Source organism: Rhodopirellula sp. SH410 (assembly GCF_055811895.1).
Window position 1 is genome coordinate 2,890,073 of sequence record NZ_CM147949.1, and the last position, 15,000, is coordinate 2,905,072.

The following is a 15,000-nucleotide window of genomic DNA, read 5'->3' on the forward strand; positions in this document are numbered from 1 at the left end:
ATATGAGTTACGACGCCCGCATCGAGAAGCTCGATCTCGAACTGCCTCCGCCCCCGCAAGCCATGGGGCTGTACAAGCCTATCGTGCAAGTTGGCAATCTCGTCTACCTGTCCGGTCACGGCCCCTTGCAAAGTGATGGCTATCCGCTCACGGGTCGTCTGGGTGCCGATATGGACGTCGAAGGTGGGCAGGCCGCTGCTCGATTGACCGGTCTGGCGATGCTAGCGACCCTGCGCAGCCATTTGGGAACGTTGGACCGGGTGTCCCGTTTAGTTAAACTGTTGGGACTCGTCCGCTGCACGGAGGATTTCGATGCTCAGCCCGCGGTCATCAACGGCTGCAGCGAGTTGTTCCGTGAAGTGTTCGGCAACGAGGCCGGTGTCGGCGCTCGCAGTGCCATCGGCACGTCTGCGCTGCCGGCCAGCATGGCTGTTGAAATCGAAGCCATTTTCGAAGTCGAGTAGCCAGCCCGTTTCCTCTCTTCCCACTCCCCCTTGCCCGAAACTCATGAAAAAACACCTTCCCCACTGCCTTGTGATTCTCTCCCTGGCCTGTTCGTTCGGTTCGGTTGTCGCCGAAGAATACGTGACCGGAATCGACTGGGCTGAGCCGCGCATTGTGACACCCGGTACGACCGACAACGCCCCGCCCTCGGACGCAACGGTTCTGTTCGGCGACGCTGCCGATATCTCGAAGTGGAAGGGCGCCGAGACTTGGAAAACGGACGGCGATGTGATGATTACCGGCAGCGGTATGATTCGTAGCGAAGCCGAGTTTGGTGATTGCCAAGTTCACATCGAATGGTCGGCGCCGACGCCTCCCAAGGGCAATTCCCAAGGTCGCGGGAATAGCGGTGTGTTTTTGATGGGCATCTACGAGATGCAGGTGCTCGATTCCTACGAAAATAAAACCTACTTCGACGGCCAAGCGGCTTCGATCTACAAACAAACGCCGCCGGCCGTGAACGCCATGCGACCGCCAGGCGAGTGGAACAGCTACGACATTTTCTGGACTGCACCGCGCTTCAGTGAAGACGGTGAGCTCGAGTCACCGGCCTACATCACCGCGACCCATAACGGTGTCTTGGTGCTGAACCACTTTGAAGTGCTCGGCGACACACCGTTCAATCGTGCCCCGCAATACAAGGACATCGGCCCCAAGGGACCGATCGCCCTGCAGGACCACGGCAACCCAGTGCGTTTCCGAAACATCTGGGTCCGAGATTACGAGCCCGCGCAGAAAGCGTCAGAGAAGGAATAGTCGGACGGGGCACCCGATCGAATCCGTCGCTGGGGACCATTGTCCCAAGCGACCCGCGAAAACAAGTGGCCGAACGCTCCGCGGTCGGTCATTCCGACCGCGGAGCGTTCGGCCACATTTTTCCGCTCGTTCCTATGCGACCGGGAATGAATAGCCCGAGTCGCGGCGTTCGCTAACACGTGGATTTCACCGTCTGACGACGGTAGCTGCATTGGATTCAACGCGTTTGATTGTCTGGCTGTTGCTAACTCTTGGACGGGACGAGGGTCTCATCCTACGACTTGGATTCCTTTCCCATGAACATCGCCAAGCTACTCGAAAAACGGCACAGCAATTGGGCGGAGTTGGAGCGTTTATGCGAAGCGATGGAGGTGACTGGGAAAACCCATAAAGCGGGCGAGCAGTACCAAGGTGCTGCTGGGATTGTTCGCTTCGCGACGCTCTACCGGGGTGCCTGTGCGGATCTCGCATTGGCGGACGCGTATCAGTTGCCGCCCTCGACGGTGACGTACCTACATCGGCTCGTCGCTCGCGGCCACAACCAGCTCTATCGCAGTGGGAAATTTTCCCCGGTTGGATTTTTTGATCTGGTCTTCAACGAAGCACCCCAGCAGATCTTTGCTGACTCCTGCGTGCGCGTGGCCACCCTCGTTTTCTTTGGCATGTTCGCCCTGTCGATGTACCTTGGATACGAAGCGTCACTGTTCCCGGATTTTGCCACCAACGTCGTCGGCCAGGAACAACTTAAATCCCTCGAGTCGATGTATGCACAGAAGGTCTCCGGATCGCTGAGTCACTATGTCGGCATGTCTGGGTTTTACATCATGCATAATACGGGCATTGGGCTGCAGTGTTTTGCGTATGGGATTTTGCTGATCCCGTGCCTTTATCTCTTGGCGTACAACGGTGTCGCGTTGGGCACGATGTTTGGATACATGGCCCGTGAGAACTCGGTCGGCAGCGAAAATTTCTTTCACTTCGTGACCGCGCACGGACCCTTTGAGCTCACCGCGATCGCGTTGTCTGCCGCCGCTGGACTGCGTTTGGGTGTGGGTTTTTTTCACACCGAGGGGCTCACGCGAATCGATTCGATGCGGCGGTCGGCTCATCGTAGCGTACCGATCATGGCGGCCGCCGCGACGTTGTTCGTGCTGGCCGCATTCACTGAGGGTTTCCTCTCACCGAGTTCCGCCCCATACCTGGTCAAGGCCGCGTGGGCGATCATGTCCTCGGCCATGATCAGTTTCTATTTTGTTGTGTTGGGATTCCCCCGCGCCCCCCATCGTCTCCCGTCTCAATTCGAATAGTCAGCCGTGCAACTCGACCGAACCCATGTTGCGATTCGTGTACGAACGCTCTCGGAGATCGGCGATTTGTCATTGGTGATGATCCGACGCTACCCCAAAGCCGTTTTCCAAGCCTTCTTTTTGGGGGCCGCGTTTTGGATCATTGCGGATCTATTGCTGCTCGGTTGGTTACCGTTGCGGCCGACCGGTGAAGGCCTGTTTGAGGAGGACTCCACGGGCGATCAATTTCGTTATCTATTTTGGATGGCCACGTTGGTGTTTTTGCAAGCCCCACTTGCCGGGGCGCTGACGACGTACACGTTGGGGCAGTCCATCTTCGAGCAGCAAATATCGTTGAGCAAAGCGACCCGTGAGGTGCGTCCTGTCCTGTGGCAGTTGGTGCGTGTGCTCGGTATCCGTCGTCTAGCGATCCCCGCGATGATCGTGGTGGGGATGCGTTGGGCAGCCGACACGAATGTGTTTTTTGATTTTTTCGTTCCGATCTTTTTCTTGCTGGTCGTCGCGTTGATCCGTAGCAGTCGTCCCTTCGTTGCCGAAATGATCGTGCTCGAGCGATGCCCCCTGCGAAGCAAGGATGCCGATGTGATCACGCTGGGACGCCGCTCCAGGGCCTTGCATTCCCCGATGGCAAGTGAACTAGGCGGCCGCTTTCTGACCGTGGCACTGACGCTGACGGTGTTAGTGGCGTGCGTCTTTTTCGCGTTGCTCTGGACGCGTGGGATGGCCTTGGGAGATTGGGCGGTGGACTCCTTCGCACTGCTGGTCTTCTATCCACTGGCGCTGTGGCTGGTCGCGTCTCTGAGCGTTGTTGTCAAACTCCTGGGATACCTCGATGCGCGGATTCGCTTGGAGGGTTGGGAAGTTGAGCTGGCCATCCGGGCGGAGGCAATCCGACAGTTCGGTGAAGACTCGATGTCCACTGTCGCCCCGCCCAAAACGGAATCTGCGGCACCCATCGCGCCAACGCGACAGGATTCGCGGGCCACCCCGGACGTGCCGCCCGGGGCGAATGCGCCCGCGGCGAATGCGCCCGCGGCGAATGCGCCCGCGATGGGGGCGTCGGCATCAGCTGTGAAAACGCTCGCGATCTGGGTAGGCTTTCTGCTGGCTAATCTCGCGTTCCTGTCGCCACTCGCTGCCGCCGCACCGCTTGACAATCTCGCGGCAGATGCTTCGCCACCGGCGATCGCTACCGAGCAATCCGTGGTCGCCGACTCGGCATGGTTTGATTCGGAGCGGCAGCAACTGCGGCCGATCGAGCTACGTGACCAGCGAGTCGATACGAAGAATCGCGAGAGTCGATGGCTGGCTGAACCCGCGTCCAAGTCGGCGCAGCCGAAAACGCAGCCCAGTCCCGCTCAATCGTGGTGGTGGGGTATCACGGGGCCGGGATATTTCGTTGCTTGGGCGCTCCTAATTGCTCTCGTGTGCGGTTTCGTGGCGCTACTGGTGTATGTCTTTGCCCATAGCTCGTTCGAGTTCCAAAGCGAGATGCCCGGTCAAGCGATCGTGAATAGTCACGCTCTGGACGAACAGACGAAACAACGGATTGCTGAGTTGCCCGCCGAATTGAGAGAGACCCAGGTTAGCCCGCGGGCGGAACTGCAGCGGTTGATGCAAACGGGTGAGTTCGATCACGCCATCGTCTTCCTCTACGGACATCAATTACTGATGCTCGACCGGGTCGGCTGGCTCCGCCTGTCTCGAGGGAAAACCAATAATCAATATCTTCGTGAGGCTCAGCAATCCGATCCGAAAGTGGGCGATCAGTTACGCGACACCATCGACGCGTTTGAACGATCGTATTTCGGAAAACATGCGCTCACCCGCATTCAGTTTGAAAGGCTCTGGCAGGAAAATCTGGACATGGAAGCGACCCTCTCTGCCCGCGGAGTGACGACATGAATGCTCCCTTACCCACGCCCGCACTCGCGACCACGCCCGTAGCCACGACCGCGCCCGTAGCCACCGTCGCCAGACGGTGGACCACCCTGTGCCTGCTTCCAGTCCTCCTCCTCACCGGTTGTTCGCAATTTTTAAGCGAGTACGGAGCGAGCGGGGGAGCATCGGGAAGGGAGAGTCTCAACGGATTTGGGGCGTTCCGCACCGCCCTCCAAGATTCCCCTACGGACGTACTCCCCGAGATCCAGACACACGATGTTGCGAGATTGTCCGATCAGGAATCCCAGAGCGACGCGATCGTTTGGATTCCCACGGCATGGTCTCCGAGCAATCTTCAAGCGGCCCAGGACTGGCTCGGCAATTGGCTGGCCCAGGGGCAACGCACGTTGGTGTTCATCGTTCCCGATGGCGGTAGTGCGGAGGCCTATTACCGGGAGGCGTCCGCCCGGGCGCCCGCGGGGCAGCGATTGAACTATCGACGGCAATTGGCCGAGTTGATTAACGAACGCTTGCTCACCGATGCGGAGCGCAGCGAGGTCAGCCTGGGGGATTGGTTCACCGCTGAACCGCTGCCCTACCGAATCGAATTGCCCGATCGGCAGCTCGTCGATTTTTCCGTCGAGCGTAGTCCTCTCCAGTCGGCGAGCTCGAAAAAGGGTTCCGACACGATTCGCTTCGAGCCCCTGGTTGAGGAGAGTTCGCATTCTCCCGCCGGTTCGAATTCGCTGACCACTCTGGCGCGGATCACTCGAAAACGCTGGCAGAGCTCGCAGGTCTTAGTGGTCGCCAGCGGCTCGTTGTTGACTAATTTTGCCATGACCGATTCCGCGGCACAGAAGATGGCGGATGAAATCCGCAGTGAAATCCGGCGTGCTCGCGGCAAGGAAACGGACACTCCCATCCATGTCGCGTTCTTGTCGTCGAGTTACGCTTCGATACCGATTTCGGACGCGACGCCGGGATTCCCCAAAGCAAGAGGCTGGGAGTTGATGACGGAGATGCCACTGAGCCTGATTAATCTGCATGTGGCCTTTCTCGGAATCGTCTTATGCCTCATGCTGCTGCCCGTCTTCGGCCGGCCGCATCGGGTGCGTTACAACCAGCCGACGCATTTCGGTAACCATCTGTCCGCGATGGCGTCGTTGATGCGGCGTAGCGGTGGAACCCAGTACGCCAAGCAGAAGATCAGTGCGTACCTACGGCAGGTCCGCGGCGAAACGTCGGGACCCTGGGTCTTACCCCAAGAGGACGCGGCGGATTCAGATCAAACTAGTGAAACACAACCCTGATGAACAACCCCACCCCACCCGCCGGCGATACCGATCATTCGGCGAGCCGACCTTCCGGCCCCAGCTTCGTGATGCTGAGTTGCGCCCACGGCGCCGAGGGCATTGTCAAAGCAACGATAGCTGAGGCGGGGTGGCGATTATCGTTTTCGCGTCCCGGATTCGTCACCGCCAAACACGATGAGTACCGGAATCCGCCCAGCGGCATTTTTATCCGCACAGCATCCCGCTCGCTGGGCAGTGGCAAGTCGGGAGACGCCGATGAACTGATCGATCGTTTAATCGAAGCGACCCAGACGCTGAGTCTCCCCTTCGACCACCTTCACGTGTGGCCCCGCGACCGCGTGCCGATCGGCCGATTCGACTTTGAACCCGGCCCCGACGAGGTCTCCGCCGCGGTCGCTGACCGAATTCATCAACGGCTCGGCCCCGACCGAATTCGCTGCTCGACACCCAACGAGATCGCCCAGCCGTCGCAGAGCATTCTCGATGTCGTGCTCGTCGATCCGTCCCAGTGGTTCTTTGGTTTTCACACGGCCACGACGTTACCGAGTCGGTGGCCGGGAGGCGTACAACCGGTTGCACCCGAGTACGAACCGATCTCGCGGGCCTATTACAAGGCGGCAGAATCGATTGCCTGGAGCGGATTCGATCTGCGACCGGATGATCTGGCCGTCGAAGTGGGCAGTGCCCCCGGTGGAGCGTGTGGTCGCTTGCTGGAAATGGGGCTGCATGTGATCGGCGTGGACCCTGCCGAAATGGACCCGCGGATCGCTGATCATCCTCGGTTTATCCACTATGCGGCGCGGGCCGGCGACCTGCCGCGGCGAGTCTATCGGGGAGCCAAATGGTTGCTGGTCGATTCCACCGTCAAACCCGACGCGACGTTGAGCACCGTGCGCAATATCATTGAAAGCCGTGAGACGAGTTTTCAGGGTTGCTTGATCACCATGAAACTCGGCGACTATGAGCGGGCCGACCAGATCCCTCGCTGGGAGCGGGAAGTTCAGCGATGGCGGCCCAAGAAAATCGAAATTCGTCACCTGGCGCGGAATCGTTGCGAAGTGTGCTTCGCCGTGACCCTGTGAGGCAGCACAAAGGACCGTGAAGCACCATGAAACTCGCTGCCAAGCTCATCCTCGTTTTCCTGCTCGGTGTCCTGGCGATCGTAGCCATGTTCACGTGGCAAACAATCCGGCGACAGCGAGTCTGGGACGAGCAGCGTCGCTCCGCCCACGCCGCTGACCTCGCCGAAACGCTCGCCCCGGCGATCGAGAAAGCGTACGAGGAAGGCGGCACCATCACCGTCCAACAGGCACTCGAAATCTCCACCCGCCAGCTCAGTGGGCCGCAAGTACGGTGGATCGATGGCCAGGAGGTGACGGGCGATGCCGCGGAACAGGCCACCGAAACGACGGCGCGACAAACGACGAGCCTGTCGATCACCGAAGCGAATGGGAATCGCAAGTCCTATGCATACGTGCCCATACAGATCGGTGACGAGGATGCGGGCACTGTCGAAGTGGCCGAGTCTCTGAGCGACCTCGATGCGTTTACCCAACGATCGGTGGTGACCTCCGTTCTACTGCTGATCGGAGTCGCGTTGCTGTCGGCCGTGGTCATCTTTTTTGGCGGTGTTGCCTTGGTCGGTAGGCCGCTGAGCCGACTGATTGCCCAGGTCAACCAAATCGGAAATGGACAGGTTGACCAACCGCCGGCATTGACGAGCGACGACGAACTCGGACGACTCGCGTCGGCGATCAGCGAAATGAGTTATCGCATCGGGCGGCAACGCGACACGATTCGACATACCGATCGGCTGGGCACGATCGGGACACTCGCGGCAGGGATGGCTCACGAATTGGGCACGCCGCTCAACGTTGTCGCGGGACGCGCGGGCCTGATCAAGAGTGGTAAACTGAGCCCTGACGAGGTCGTCGCGAGCGCTGCCACGATCCAGAGTGAAGCGGAGCGAATGACCAAGATCATTCGCCAACTGCTCGACTTTGCACGCCAGAAACCCTCGGCCCACCAGTCGCTGGAGTTGAACGATGTGGTCACGCAAACCTGTGAAGTGCTGCACGCACTGGCGGCAAAATCGAACGTCCAACTGGTCGTTCAACTGCCCGACGAAAACGTAACGATCGACGGCGATCCCGCGCAAATCCAACAGGTGCTGACCAACTTGATCACCAATGCGATCGCTGCGATGCCCGACGGCGGTACCGTGGCGGTGAACCTCGCCGAACGCGGTGACGAACGGACGCGAGATGCCCAGGCGGAAATTCAGGTCACCGATGCGGGCGTGGGCATTGATCCGCAAGATGTTCAGCGAATCTTTGAACCCTTTTACACGACCAAGGACGTCGGCCAGGGCACCGGTCTGGGGTTGTCCATCGCCTATGGCATTGTCCGCGAACACGGCGGCAATATCCGCTTTGATCGCGTTCCAGGTGGCGGCTCACAGTTCACGGTGACCTTCCCTATTTGCCAATCTGAGCAGCGTCCCTCGGGATCGCAGCCTGTTGATTGAGTCGACGTCCGAATGGCGATGGTGAGCCGAATGCGGTAGGGCGTCGGGTAGCGCGAACCGCTCGGCCGCTCGCGTGGCTCGGCTGATGAAATCAATACGCCGCTCGCCATCGTTGCGATGGGACGGAGGCGGAGCGAATGCCCCTACGTCCGTGTGCGTTGGCTCGTCATTGCCGCTTCAATCGCATCGACGATCTGTGGGATCGATTTCGCCGTCGTATCGATTTGGAAATTGGCGACCTCGCGGTAGAGCGGTTCCCGCTGGCTCATCACGGAGACAATTTCCGCGGCGGGGGTGAGAGGGGTTAATGCAGGTCGTCGCGGCCCGGTTGTCTCGTCGCCGGCGAGTCGCTCGGCGATGACCGCAGGATCGGCGTCGAGCCAGACGCACCAGCCTGTCGCGGCAATCGCGTCCCGGTTGACCGGTCGCAAAATCGCGCCGCCGCCCAACGCGATCACGCTCGGCGGATGCAGCGACACGCTTTGCAGAGCGAGGGTTTCGCGGTCACGGAATCCAGGCTCGCCCTCGTTCGCGAAAATCTTCGCAATCGTGGTTCCAGCGGCCGACTCGATCACGTCGTCGAGATCGCACCAGGGCAGGTTGAGCTGCGCGGCCAAGCGTTTCGCAACGGTGCTCTTGCCGCAGCCCCGATACCCAGTCAAATAAAGATGAGGTCGTTTCATGGAACGCAACATTAGGCTATCGCCCCATGCACGACAATATCACGTACCCAGGGTCCCCATACGCAGTCATTTGTAGCCACCGTCGCCAGACGGTGGGGCCCACGTTCTGGCGAACGTAGCGACGGATTCTTGTTCGGCGATCGGGCGATCTCAGCGTGGCTGTGAGATCGGACTGGATTCGTCTCGTCGAGGTTGCACGCGGCTGATCCGCGCAGCCGGCTCTGCGTCCCCGGGGGCGACGTCCGGCATTCCGCTGGCCACGGATTTTTGCGGCAGAGCATGGCGTGGCGGGCGAAGGATCGACAGCAGCCCGCTGGTTTGCCCCGACAGTGGGATCCAGACACTATGTGAGGGCGCGCATAAGCGTGCCAGATTCAGCGAATCGATCCACTTCCCGCTGGAATACACGATCGGTCGTCCGCCGGCTGAGACCACGACTTCCGCTGGCAGCCATTCCCGGCCCGGGAGACTGCGGCAGATGCCCTCCACCTGCAGCTGGGCGGCGTACAAGTCGAATCGCAGCGCCAGTGCATCGAAGCTGAAATCGTCAGCCGTCGCGACCGCAAGTCTGCAGCCCAAGTCCTCAGCGAGCCTTGGTAACAGCGACGCCGACATCCAGCCTTCGTCGGCAACGAGTTGCCCGGCCACATTGACCGACCAGTCCTGGTCGAGCTGGCAGCGGTCGATTGAGACCGTGCCGCGGCCCCGCACCTGGTGCGGTAGGTTCTGCGTGAGCTGGCCGAGATCGATATCGCGGAAGTGGCCGGCGAGGTTCAGTGACCACGCGGGTGCCGTGATGCCGTCCTGACGCGTGGCCGCGACGCTGCCATCGAACGTCGCATCGGCGCCGAGTTGGCCTAGGAACGGGTAGTAATCACTCAACACCGCGAGCGGCAGTTGTACCTCACCGGTCTGCAGCGACCACGCTGTCGTCGGCGGTGACGTGCGGCGATCCCGGGTGACTTCGAGATGCATCCCCTCGCTGTCCTGGCGATAACCCGCGGGAATGCAGCGGACCGTCGCCCATACCACATTTTCTCGGGTTTCTAACCAAACGTCGAAATCTTGTATCGTCTGGGCCGTCGAGCCGCCGCGCAGCGTGACGTCATCGGCGGCGATCCGCACAGGCACCCGGGTTTGGTCGGGGCGGCACAAGAACCGATGGTGCAGTAATTCGGCGACCTGTTCGAGCGACGCGATATGAATTTCGGGCTGGCTGAGCCGGATCACCGTGTTCTCACTCTGCGAAATCCACTGCAGCGAGCGAACCGTGGCCACCGGGCGGAGCGTTTCGGGATCGGACAGCCGCACGTCCGTCAACCGCCATGTCGACGGATCGGCACGCACGAAATCACCGATCTCGACATGCAATCCCGTCATCAGGGCAACATGGGATTCGATCGCCCGGCGAGCTCGATGATGGTACCAGGGCGTCCATGTCAGTAGGATCGCGAGCATCGTCAACGCCGTCGGGCCCGCGCAGCAGCCAACGAACAGCCATCGAGCAATCGCCCGCGTCGTTCGTTCGTGCATGGCAAATCCGTCCTGAGCGGAAACGAGAAAGAGCAACTATCTCTGAAACTACTCAATTGCCGGTACCGGCCGGAATACCGGAATGGGCGATTTACAACCTGGGGCCCCGATCAGGGGCTGTGGCAGAAGGTCGGCTCGTGTCTCGACGCGGCGATCGACGTTTCAAGGTTTCACCGCCGAGGCACGAACCGGAGGCCGTCGGCGTTTCCGGCTCGGTGAGGCGAGCTCTCGAAATCGATGGATCGCGGAGCGATCCATGACGTTTGATTAGCGGGCCAGCGTTTTGTCGATCCGTTCGATCGTTCGCTCTTTCCCCACAATTGCCAGCGTCTCGAACATGCCGAAACCGCCTGCGGCACCCGTCGTGGCGACTCGGAGGGCGTGGATGATGTCGCCGAGCCCAATCGTTTCGACTTCGCAGAAGCCGTGGACAGCCGCTTCAACACCCGCCGCAGAAAAATCGTTGCAGTTCGCTAGACTCTCACGGATCTTGCCGAGCAGGTCGCGAGCTGCGGCCGGTTTCGTGATGCGCTTCTCAAACGCTTTGGCGTTGATCTCGTAATCGTCCACAAAGCAGTAGTCGAAGTCGATGATGTCGCCAGCCATCTTCAACCGGTCGCCTGCCGCCGAGACGACGTCGGCCAGTCGCTGTTGCGACTCGGCGTCGGCCGGATCCGTCCAGCCCGCCGCCACTGCGAATGGCAATACTCTCGCGGTCCGGTCGTCGTCCGATAAAGCCGCGAAGGCATCGGCTTGAAATGATGTCAGCTTGGCCGGGTCAAACGACGCCGGTGACTTCGTCACTCTGGCCAAGGTGAACAGATCAATCATCTGCTGACGAGTAAACTTCTCGTGCTCCCCGTCGAGCGACCAGCCCAGCAGCATCAAATAGTTCAGCAACGCGTCGGGCAAGAATCCGATCTCACGGTAGAAATCGACGAGCACGGGATTGAAGGTATCGTCATCCGTCGTCAATCCACAACGCTTGGCGATCGCTTGGCCGCGTCCCATCAGGTTCGCGAAATCTCGATTTTTCACGTATTTGTCGAGTTTGCGTTTGCTCAGTTTCGCCGTCCCACCGGGCTCGGCTACGTAGGGCAAGTGAGCGTACTCGGGTAAGCCATAGCCGAGCGACTGGGCAATGAAAATTTGCCGTGGCGTGTTCGGCAAATGCTCCGCCGCACGCACGACGTGGGTGATTTTTAGCTCATGGTCATCGACGACGCTCGCGAGGTGGTACAGCGGGCTGCCATCGGCGCGGGCGATAACGTGGTCCTGTTCGGACGCCCATTCCACAACGACTTCGCCGCGAATTAAGTCCTGGATCACACATTGACCTTCTCGCGGCATTTTCAAACGCACGACACCTTCACGACCTTCGGCTTCGAACTTCGCCGCAGCCGCATCGTCGGCCGCCATCCAGCGACGGTCATACACGAACGCCCCCCCGCTCTGGCGCGCCTCATCGCGAAGCGTCTGTAGTTCGTCGGGTTTCGCAAAATCGCGGTACGCATGACCGCTAGCGAGCAGTTGGGCAATCGCGGCCCGGTACAAATCGCCCCGCTGCGACTGAAAGTACGGGCCGTGGGGCCCCCCGACCTCTGGCCCCTCGTCCCAATCCATACCGAGCCAACGAAATCCATCAAGGATCGGCTGGAGGGCCGCCTCCACGTTCCGGCCAGCATCGGTGTCGTCAATCCGCAGGACAAACTGACCACCGCTCTGACGGGCGAGCAGCCAATTGAAAAGCGCAGTGCGAACACCGCCAATGTGAAGGTATCCCGTCGGACTGGGGGCAAAGCGTGTTCGTATCATGGGGGGCAGTGAGCGTGGGGGAGACGAGGAGAGTGGTTAGCGGCGTGTTGATTTCGTGAGCCGAGTCGCATCAGCGGCCGGGGGGGCTCGCGTTTACCTGATGCGTTTTAGCATTCGGCTCAGTATTGCCGGTCGAACTTCGACTACATGAACAGCCTGTTAGGATGCACGCATTGGCTGTGATCGCCTAGTGGTGTTTCTCACTCCAACACCCGAAGCGACCATTTTTAGCTTCAGCGGTTGGTTGATTTAATCGACGTGAGCAACCCACCACTGAGCCGAGTGCTGTACGGAACCGGGTGACTTCGCCTTGCTCTGCGGGCAAGGCGAGCGGGAGTGGGCTGGGGGGGGGAATCGCGGAGGGGTGGGTGACTGGGCGGTTTGGGTGCCTGCCGTGACGCTGCGGATTTACCCCAGCGGACTGGGGAGTGAAAAAGTTGCATTGCAAAAGGCAATCAGCAAAATATCTCGTGATCACTTCGTGGTTTTCACTTTTGCGGGAATCGCACGCCCACCTCTTTGGCGGACCAACCGCTCAGTCATGGAGGATCGTCGAGTTGGAAACATTATTGCCAAAATCTTCGTGACGATCGAGCGTCCAGACGACACGTTTTGTCTCGGGGACGATCTCGATCAAGACCGGCTGACCAGGGCCAGCGTGACAGTTGCCGAACACCCAGTTGCCGTTGTCGAGAACTTCGACGGTGGTGACCCACGCCAGCCGAATTCCGGGCAGGTCGTCCTGGTGGACTTGACGGACGATCTGTTTGTCCGGGGTGACTTCGAGCAAGCAGTGTCCGTTGCCGCCGCCAATCAACGTGTTGCCGTTTTTGAGCCGAGTCGCCGAGAATAGGCTGTTGCCAAACGCATCGGGGCCGTGGCCGCGGCGGGCAGCTTTGCCAAACATCGGAACCTCGTATTCCCAGATCACCTTGCCGTCGGCGTCGTACTCCCGCACCTTGCCGTCGGCTTCTTGAGCGACAAGGTAGTTGCCATTGCTCAGCTTGCGAACTAATCGGGTATCCGAGTGAGTGCTGGGGTGATCCCTGACGAGTGTGATTTCGTGGACAAGTTTGCCGCTGGGATCAACTTCGATAATTCTCCCGGGGCCCGACTCGGCGATCATCGTGTTGCCGTTCTCAAGACGCTCAAAGGCGTGCACCTCCACGGCTTTCCCCACATTGCCATTTTCGCTGCCGCTGTCGTATTGCCAAACAATCGATTTCGATGTCGGATCAATTTCGACGACGCGTTTGTTCCCTTGGCGGGTGAGAATGTGTCCATTGTCGAGCATCGCGATATCGTGAATTTCGTTCCACGGCATCTGCCAGGAGATCTCACCATCGGGCTCGACAATCACGAGCCCCTGTTGAGTATGCAATAAAATACGGTGGGAGACAGCCTCGTCCGCAGCATCGCAGACACCAGGGGCAGTCAAGCAGGCGGCTAGCAAACCGGTTAGGATGACGCGAAATATCATGGGCATTTTGAGTTGTGGAGTTGTTAGGTGAGATGAAAAAGTCGGTTTCAATTATCATTCCGACCCTCAATGAGTCGCAAACGATTGAAACCTCGCTCCGTTCGGCCGGAGCTTTGGGGGGGCTCGAGATTATCGTCAGTGACGGCGGCAGCGTGGACGACACGGTTGCCAAGGCACGCCACTTCGCCCAAGGTCGCGACGGCGACGTGATTGTAATCAATTCACCTCGCGGGCGTGGACGGCAACTGGCCGCCGCGGCGAGGATCGCCCAAGGCGACGTGCTGTTGTTCCTGCATGCAGACAATCGACTTCCCGAAACGGTGATGAGCCAGTTCAGGCACGCCGATTGGCCCGTTTGGGGTGGGTTTCAACAGCGTATTGACCATGCGAGTTGGCGGTTTCGAGCGCTGGAAATCGGCAATGCCGTGCGCGCACGCCTGTTCGGTCGCGTTTTGGGCGATCAAGCGATCTTCGTTCATCGCAGCGAATACGAAGACGTCGGCGGATTCGCTGAGGTTGAGTTGATGGAAGACGTCTTGCTATCTGCGCAGCTATTCCGCCAACATCGACCGCGACTCCTTCCCGGCCCCGTCACGGTCGACCCCCGTCGCTGGCTGCGCCGCGGCGTTGTCCAGCAAACATGGTTGAATTGGCAAATCCAATACGCTTTCGCACGCGGTGCGACACCCGAGGAACTGCGAAAACGTTATGGCTAAAACACGATCGGCGAACGCCACGGCCTCGGTCGAGCAGCCGCAGCCACGAAACCAGGACGTGGCAAAATCAAGGCGTCAGCCACCATCGCCCCGCCGCGTGAGCGGGGACATTCAATCCAAACGCGTGATCGTGCTCAAAGCTGGCCTGTTCCTGATACTGGGCTGTTTGTCTGGCGGCCTGTTGCTCAGCTCAATCGTCACGCTGCGAAATATGATCTTGTTGGCACTGACGATTTGGAGCTTCTGCCGATGCTACTATTTCGTCTTCTACGTCATCGAGCACTACGTCGACAGCTCCTATCGTTACCGAGGTTTGATCGACCTTGTGAAGCACTACTGGACGCGGTCCAGGTAAGAGGCCTGTTGAACCAATTCGCCGGGGCGACTCGCCGGGGCGCGTACGCGGCCGGGTGGGTCGGGCGTGGTGCCCGATGCTTTTCGGCATTCGGCTGATCCGGTTTCCCACGTCCAAAATCACTCGATTT

At 59.8% G+C, this 15,000-nt stretch carries 13 protein-coding genes; 9 read left to right on the forward strand and 4 right to left on the reverse strand.

Annotation, left to right across the window (positions count from 1 at the left end):
• Positions 1–2: 2 nt before the first annotated feature.
• The 7 genes from SH410x_RS10570 to SH410x_RS10600 all read left to right on the forward strand — a co-directional run bounded on the left by SH410x_RS10570 (position 3) and on the right by SH410x_RS10600 (position 8,288).
• On the forward strand, positions 3–464 hold the full coding sequence (locus SH410x_RS10570) for a RidA family protein (protein ID WP_473676472.1): 462 nt from the start codon (positions 3–5) through the stop codon (positions 462–464).
• A 43-nt stretch (positions 465–507) separates the two neighbouring features.
• Positions 508–1,260 (forward strand): 3-keto-disaccharide hydrolase, encoded by a 753-nt coding sequence (locus SH410x_RS10575; protein ID WP_473676473.1) that lies wholly within the window; start codon positions 508–510, stop codon positions 1,258–1,260.
• Positions 1,261–1,556: 296 nt separating this feature from the next.
• Positions 1,557–2,567, forward strand: a complete 1,011-nt coding sequence (locus tag SH410x_RS10580) for a stage II sporulation protein M (RefSeq protein WP_473676474.1) — start codon at positions 1,557–1,559, stop codon at positions 2,565–2,567.
• Positions 2,568–2,573: 6 nt separating this feature from the next.
• Entirely contained in the window at positions 2,574–4,472 is a 1,899-nt protein-coding gene (locus SH410x_RS10585; protein ID WP_473676475.1) for a DUF4129 domain-containing protein, read from the forward strand.
• Entirely contained in the window at positions 4,469–5,758 is a 1,290-nt protein-coding gene (locus tag SH410x_RS10590; RefSeq protein ID WP_473676476.1) for a hypothetical protein, read from the forward strand. Before SH410x_RS10585 ends, SH410x_RS10590 begins: the two co-directional genes overlap by 4 nt.
• Positions 5,759–5,829: 71 nt before the next feature.
• Entirely contained in the window at positions 5,830–6,843 is a 1,014-nt protein-coding gene (locus SH410x_RS10595; protein WP_473677288.1) for a class I SAM-dependent methyltransferase, read from the forward strand.
• Between the two features lie 26 nt (positions 6,844–6,869).
• A complete protein-coding gene (locus SH410x_RS10600; RefSeq protein WP_473676477.1) occupies positions 6,870–8,288 on the forward strand; it encodes a sensor histidine kinase in 1,419 nt (472 codons plus the stop codon).
• Between the two features lie 143 nt (positions 8,289–8,431).
• On the opposite strand, the gene SH410x_RS10605 is transcribed toward SH410x_RS10600, so the two are convergent.
• The 4 genes from SH410x_RS10605 to SH410x_RS10620 form a co-directional block, all read right to left on the reverse strand.
• Positions 8,432–8,971 (reverse strand): shikimate kinase, encoded by a 540-nt coding sequence (locus SH410x_RS10605; RefSeq protein ID WP_473676478.1) that lies wholly within the window; start codon positions 8,969–8,971, stop codon positions 8,432–8,434.
• A gap of 150 nt (positions 8,972–9,121) precedes the next feature.
• Positions 9,122–10,504 (reverse strand): hypothetical protein, encoded by a 1,383-nt coding sequence (locus SH410x_RS10610; RefSeq protein WP_473676479.1) that lies wholly within the window; start codon positions 10,502–10,504, stop codon positions 9,122–9,124.
• 267 nt (positions 10,505–10,771) lie between these two features.
• Positions 10,772–12,319, reverse strand: a complete 1,548-nt coding sequence (gltX, locus tag SH410x_RS10615; RefSeq protein ID WP_473676480.1) for a glutamate--tRNA ligase — start codon at positions 12,317–12,319, stop codon at positions 10,772–10,774.
• A 535-nt stretch (positions 12,320–12,854) separates the two neighbouring features.
• Positions 12,855–13,805 carry an outer membrane protein assembly factor BamB family protein gene (locus SH410x_RS10620; protein WP_473676481.1) on the reverse strand — a complete coding sequence of 317 codons (951 nt, stop codon included), beginning with the start codon at positions 13,803–13,805 and terminating at the stop codon, positions 12,855–12,857.
• A gap of 26 nt (positions 13,806–13,831) precedes the next feature.
• Here SH410x_RS10620 and SH410x_RS10625 point away from each other — a divergent pair, with 26 nt between their 5' ends.
• Together SH410x_RS10625 and SH410x_RS10630 are read left to right on the forward strand one after the other, a co-directional pair.
• Positions 13,832–14,515, forward strand: coding sequence for a TIGR04283 family arsenosugar biosynthesis glycosyltransferase (locus SH410x_RS10625; protein WP_473676482.1), 684 nt, complete (start codon positions 13,832–13,834; stop codon positions 14,513–14,515).
• Entirely contained in the window at positions 14,508–14,870 is a 363-nt protein-coding gene (locus SH410x_RS10630; protein WP_473676483.1) for a hypothetical protein, read from the forward strand. Before SH410x_RS10625 ends, SH410x_RS10630 begins: the two co-directional genes overlap by 8 nt.
• The last annotated feature ends 130 nt before the right edge of the window (positions 14,871–15,000 follow it).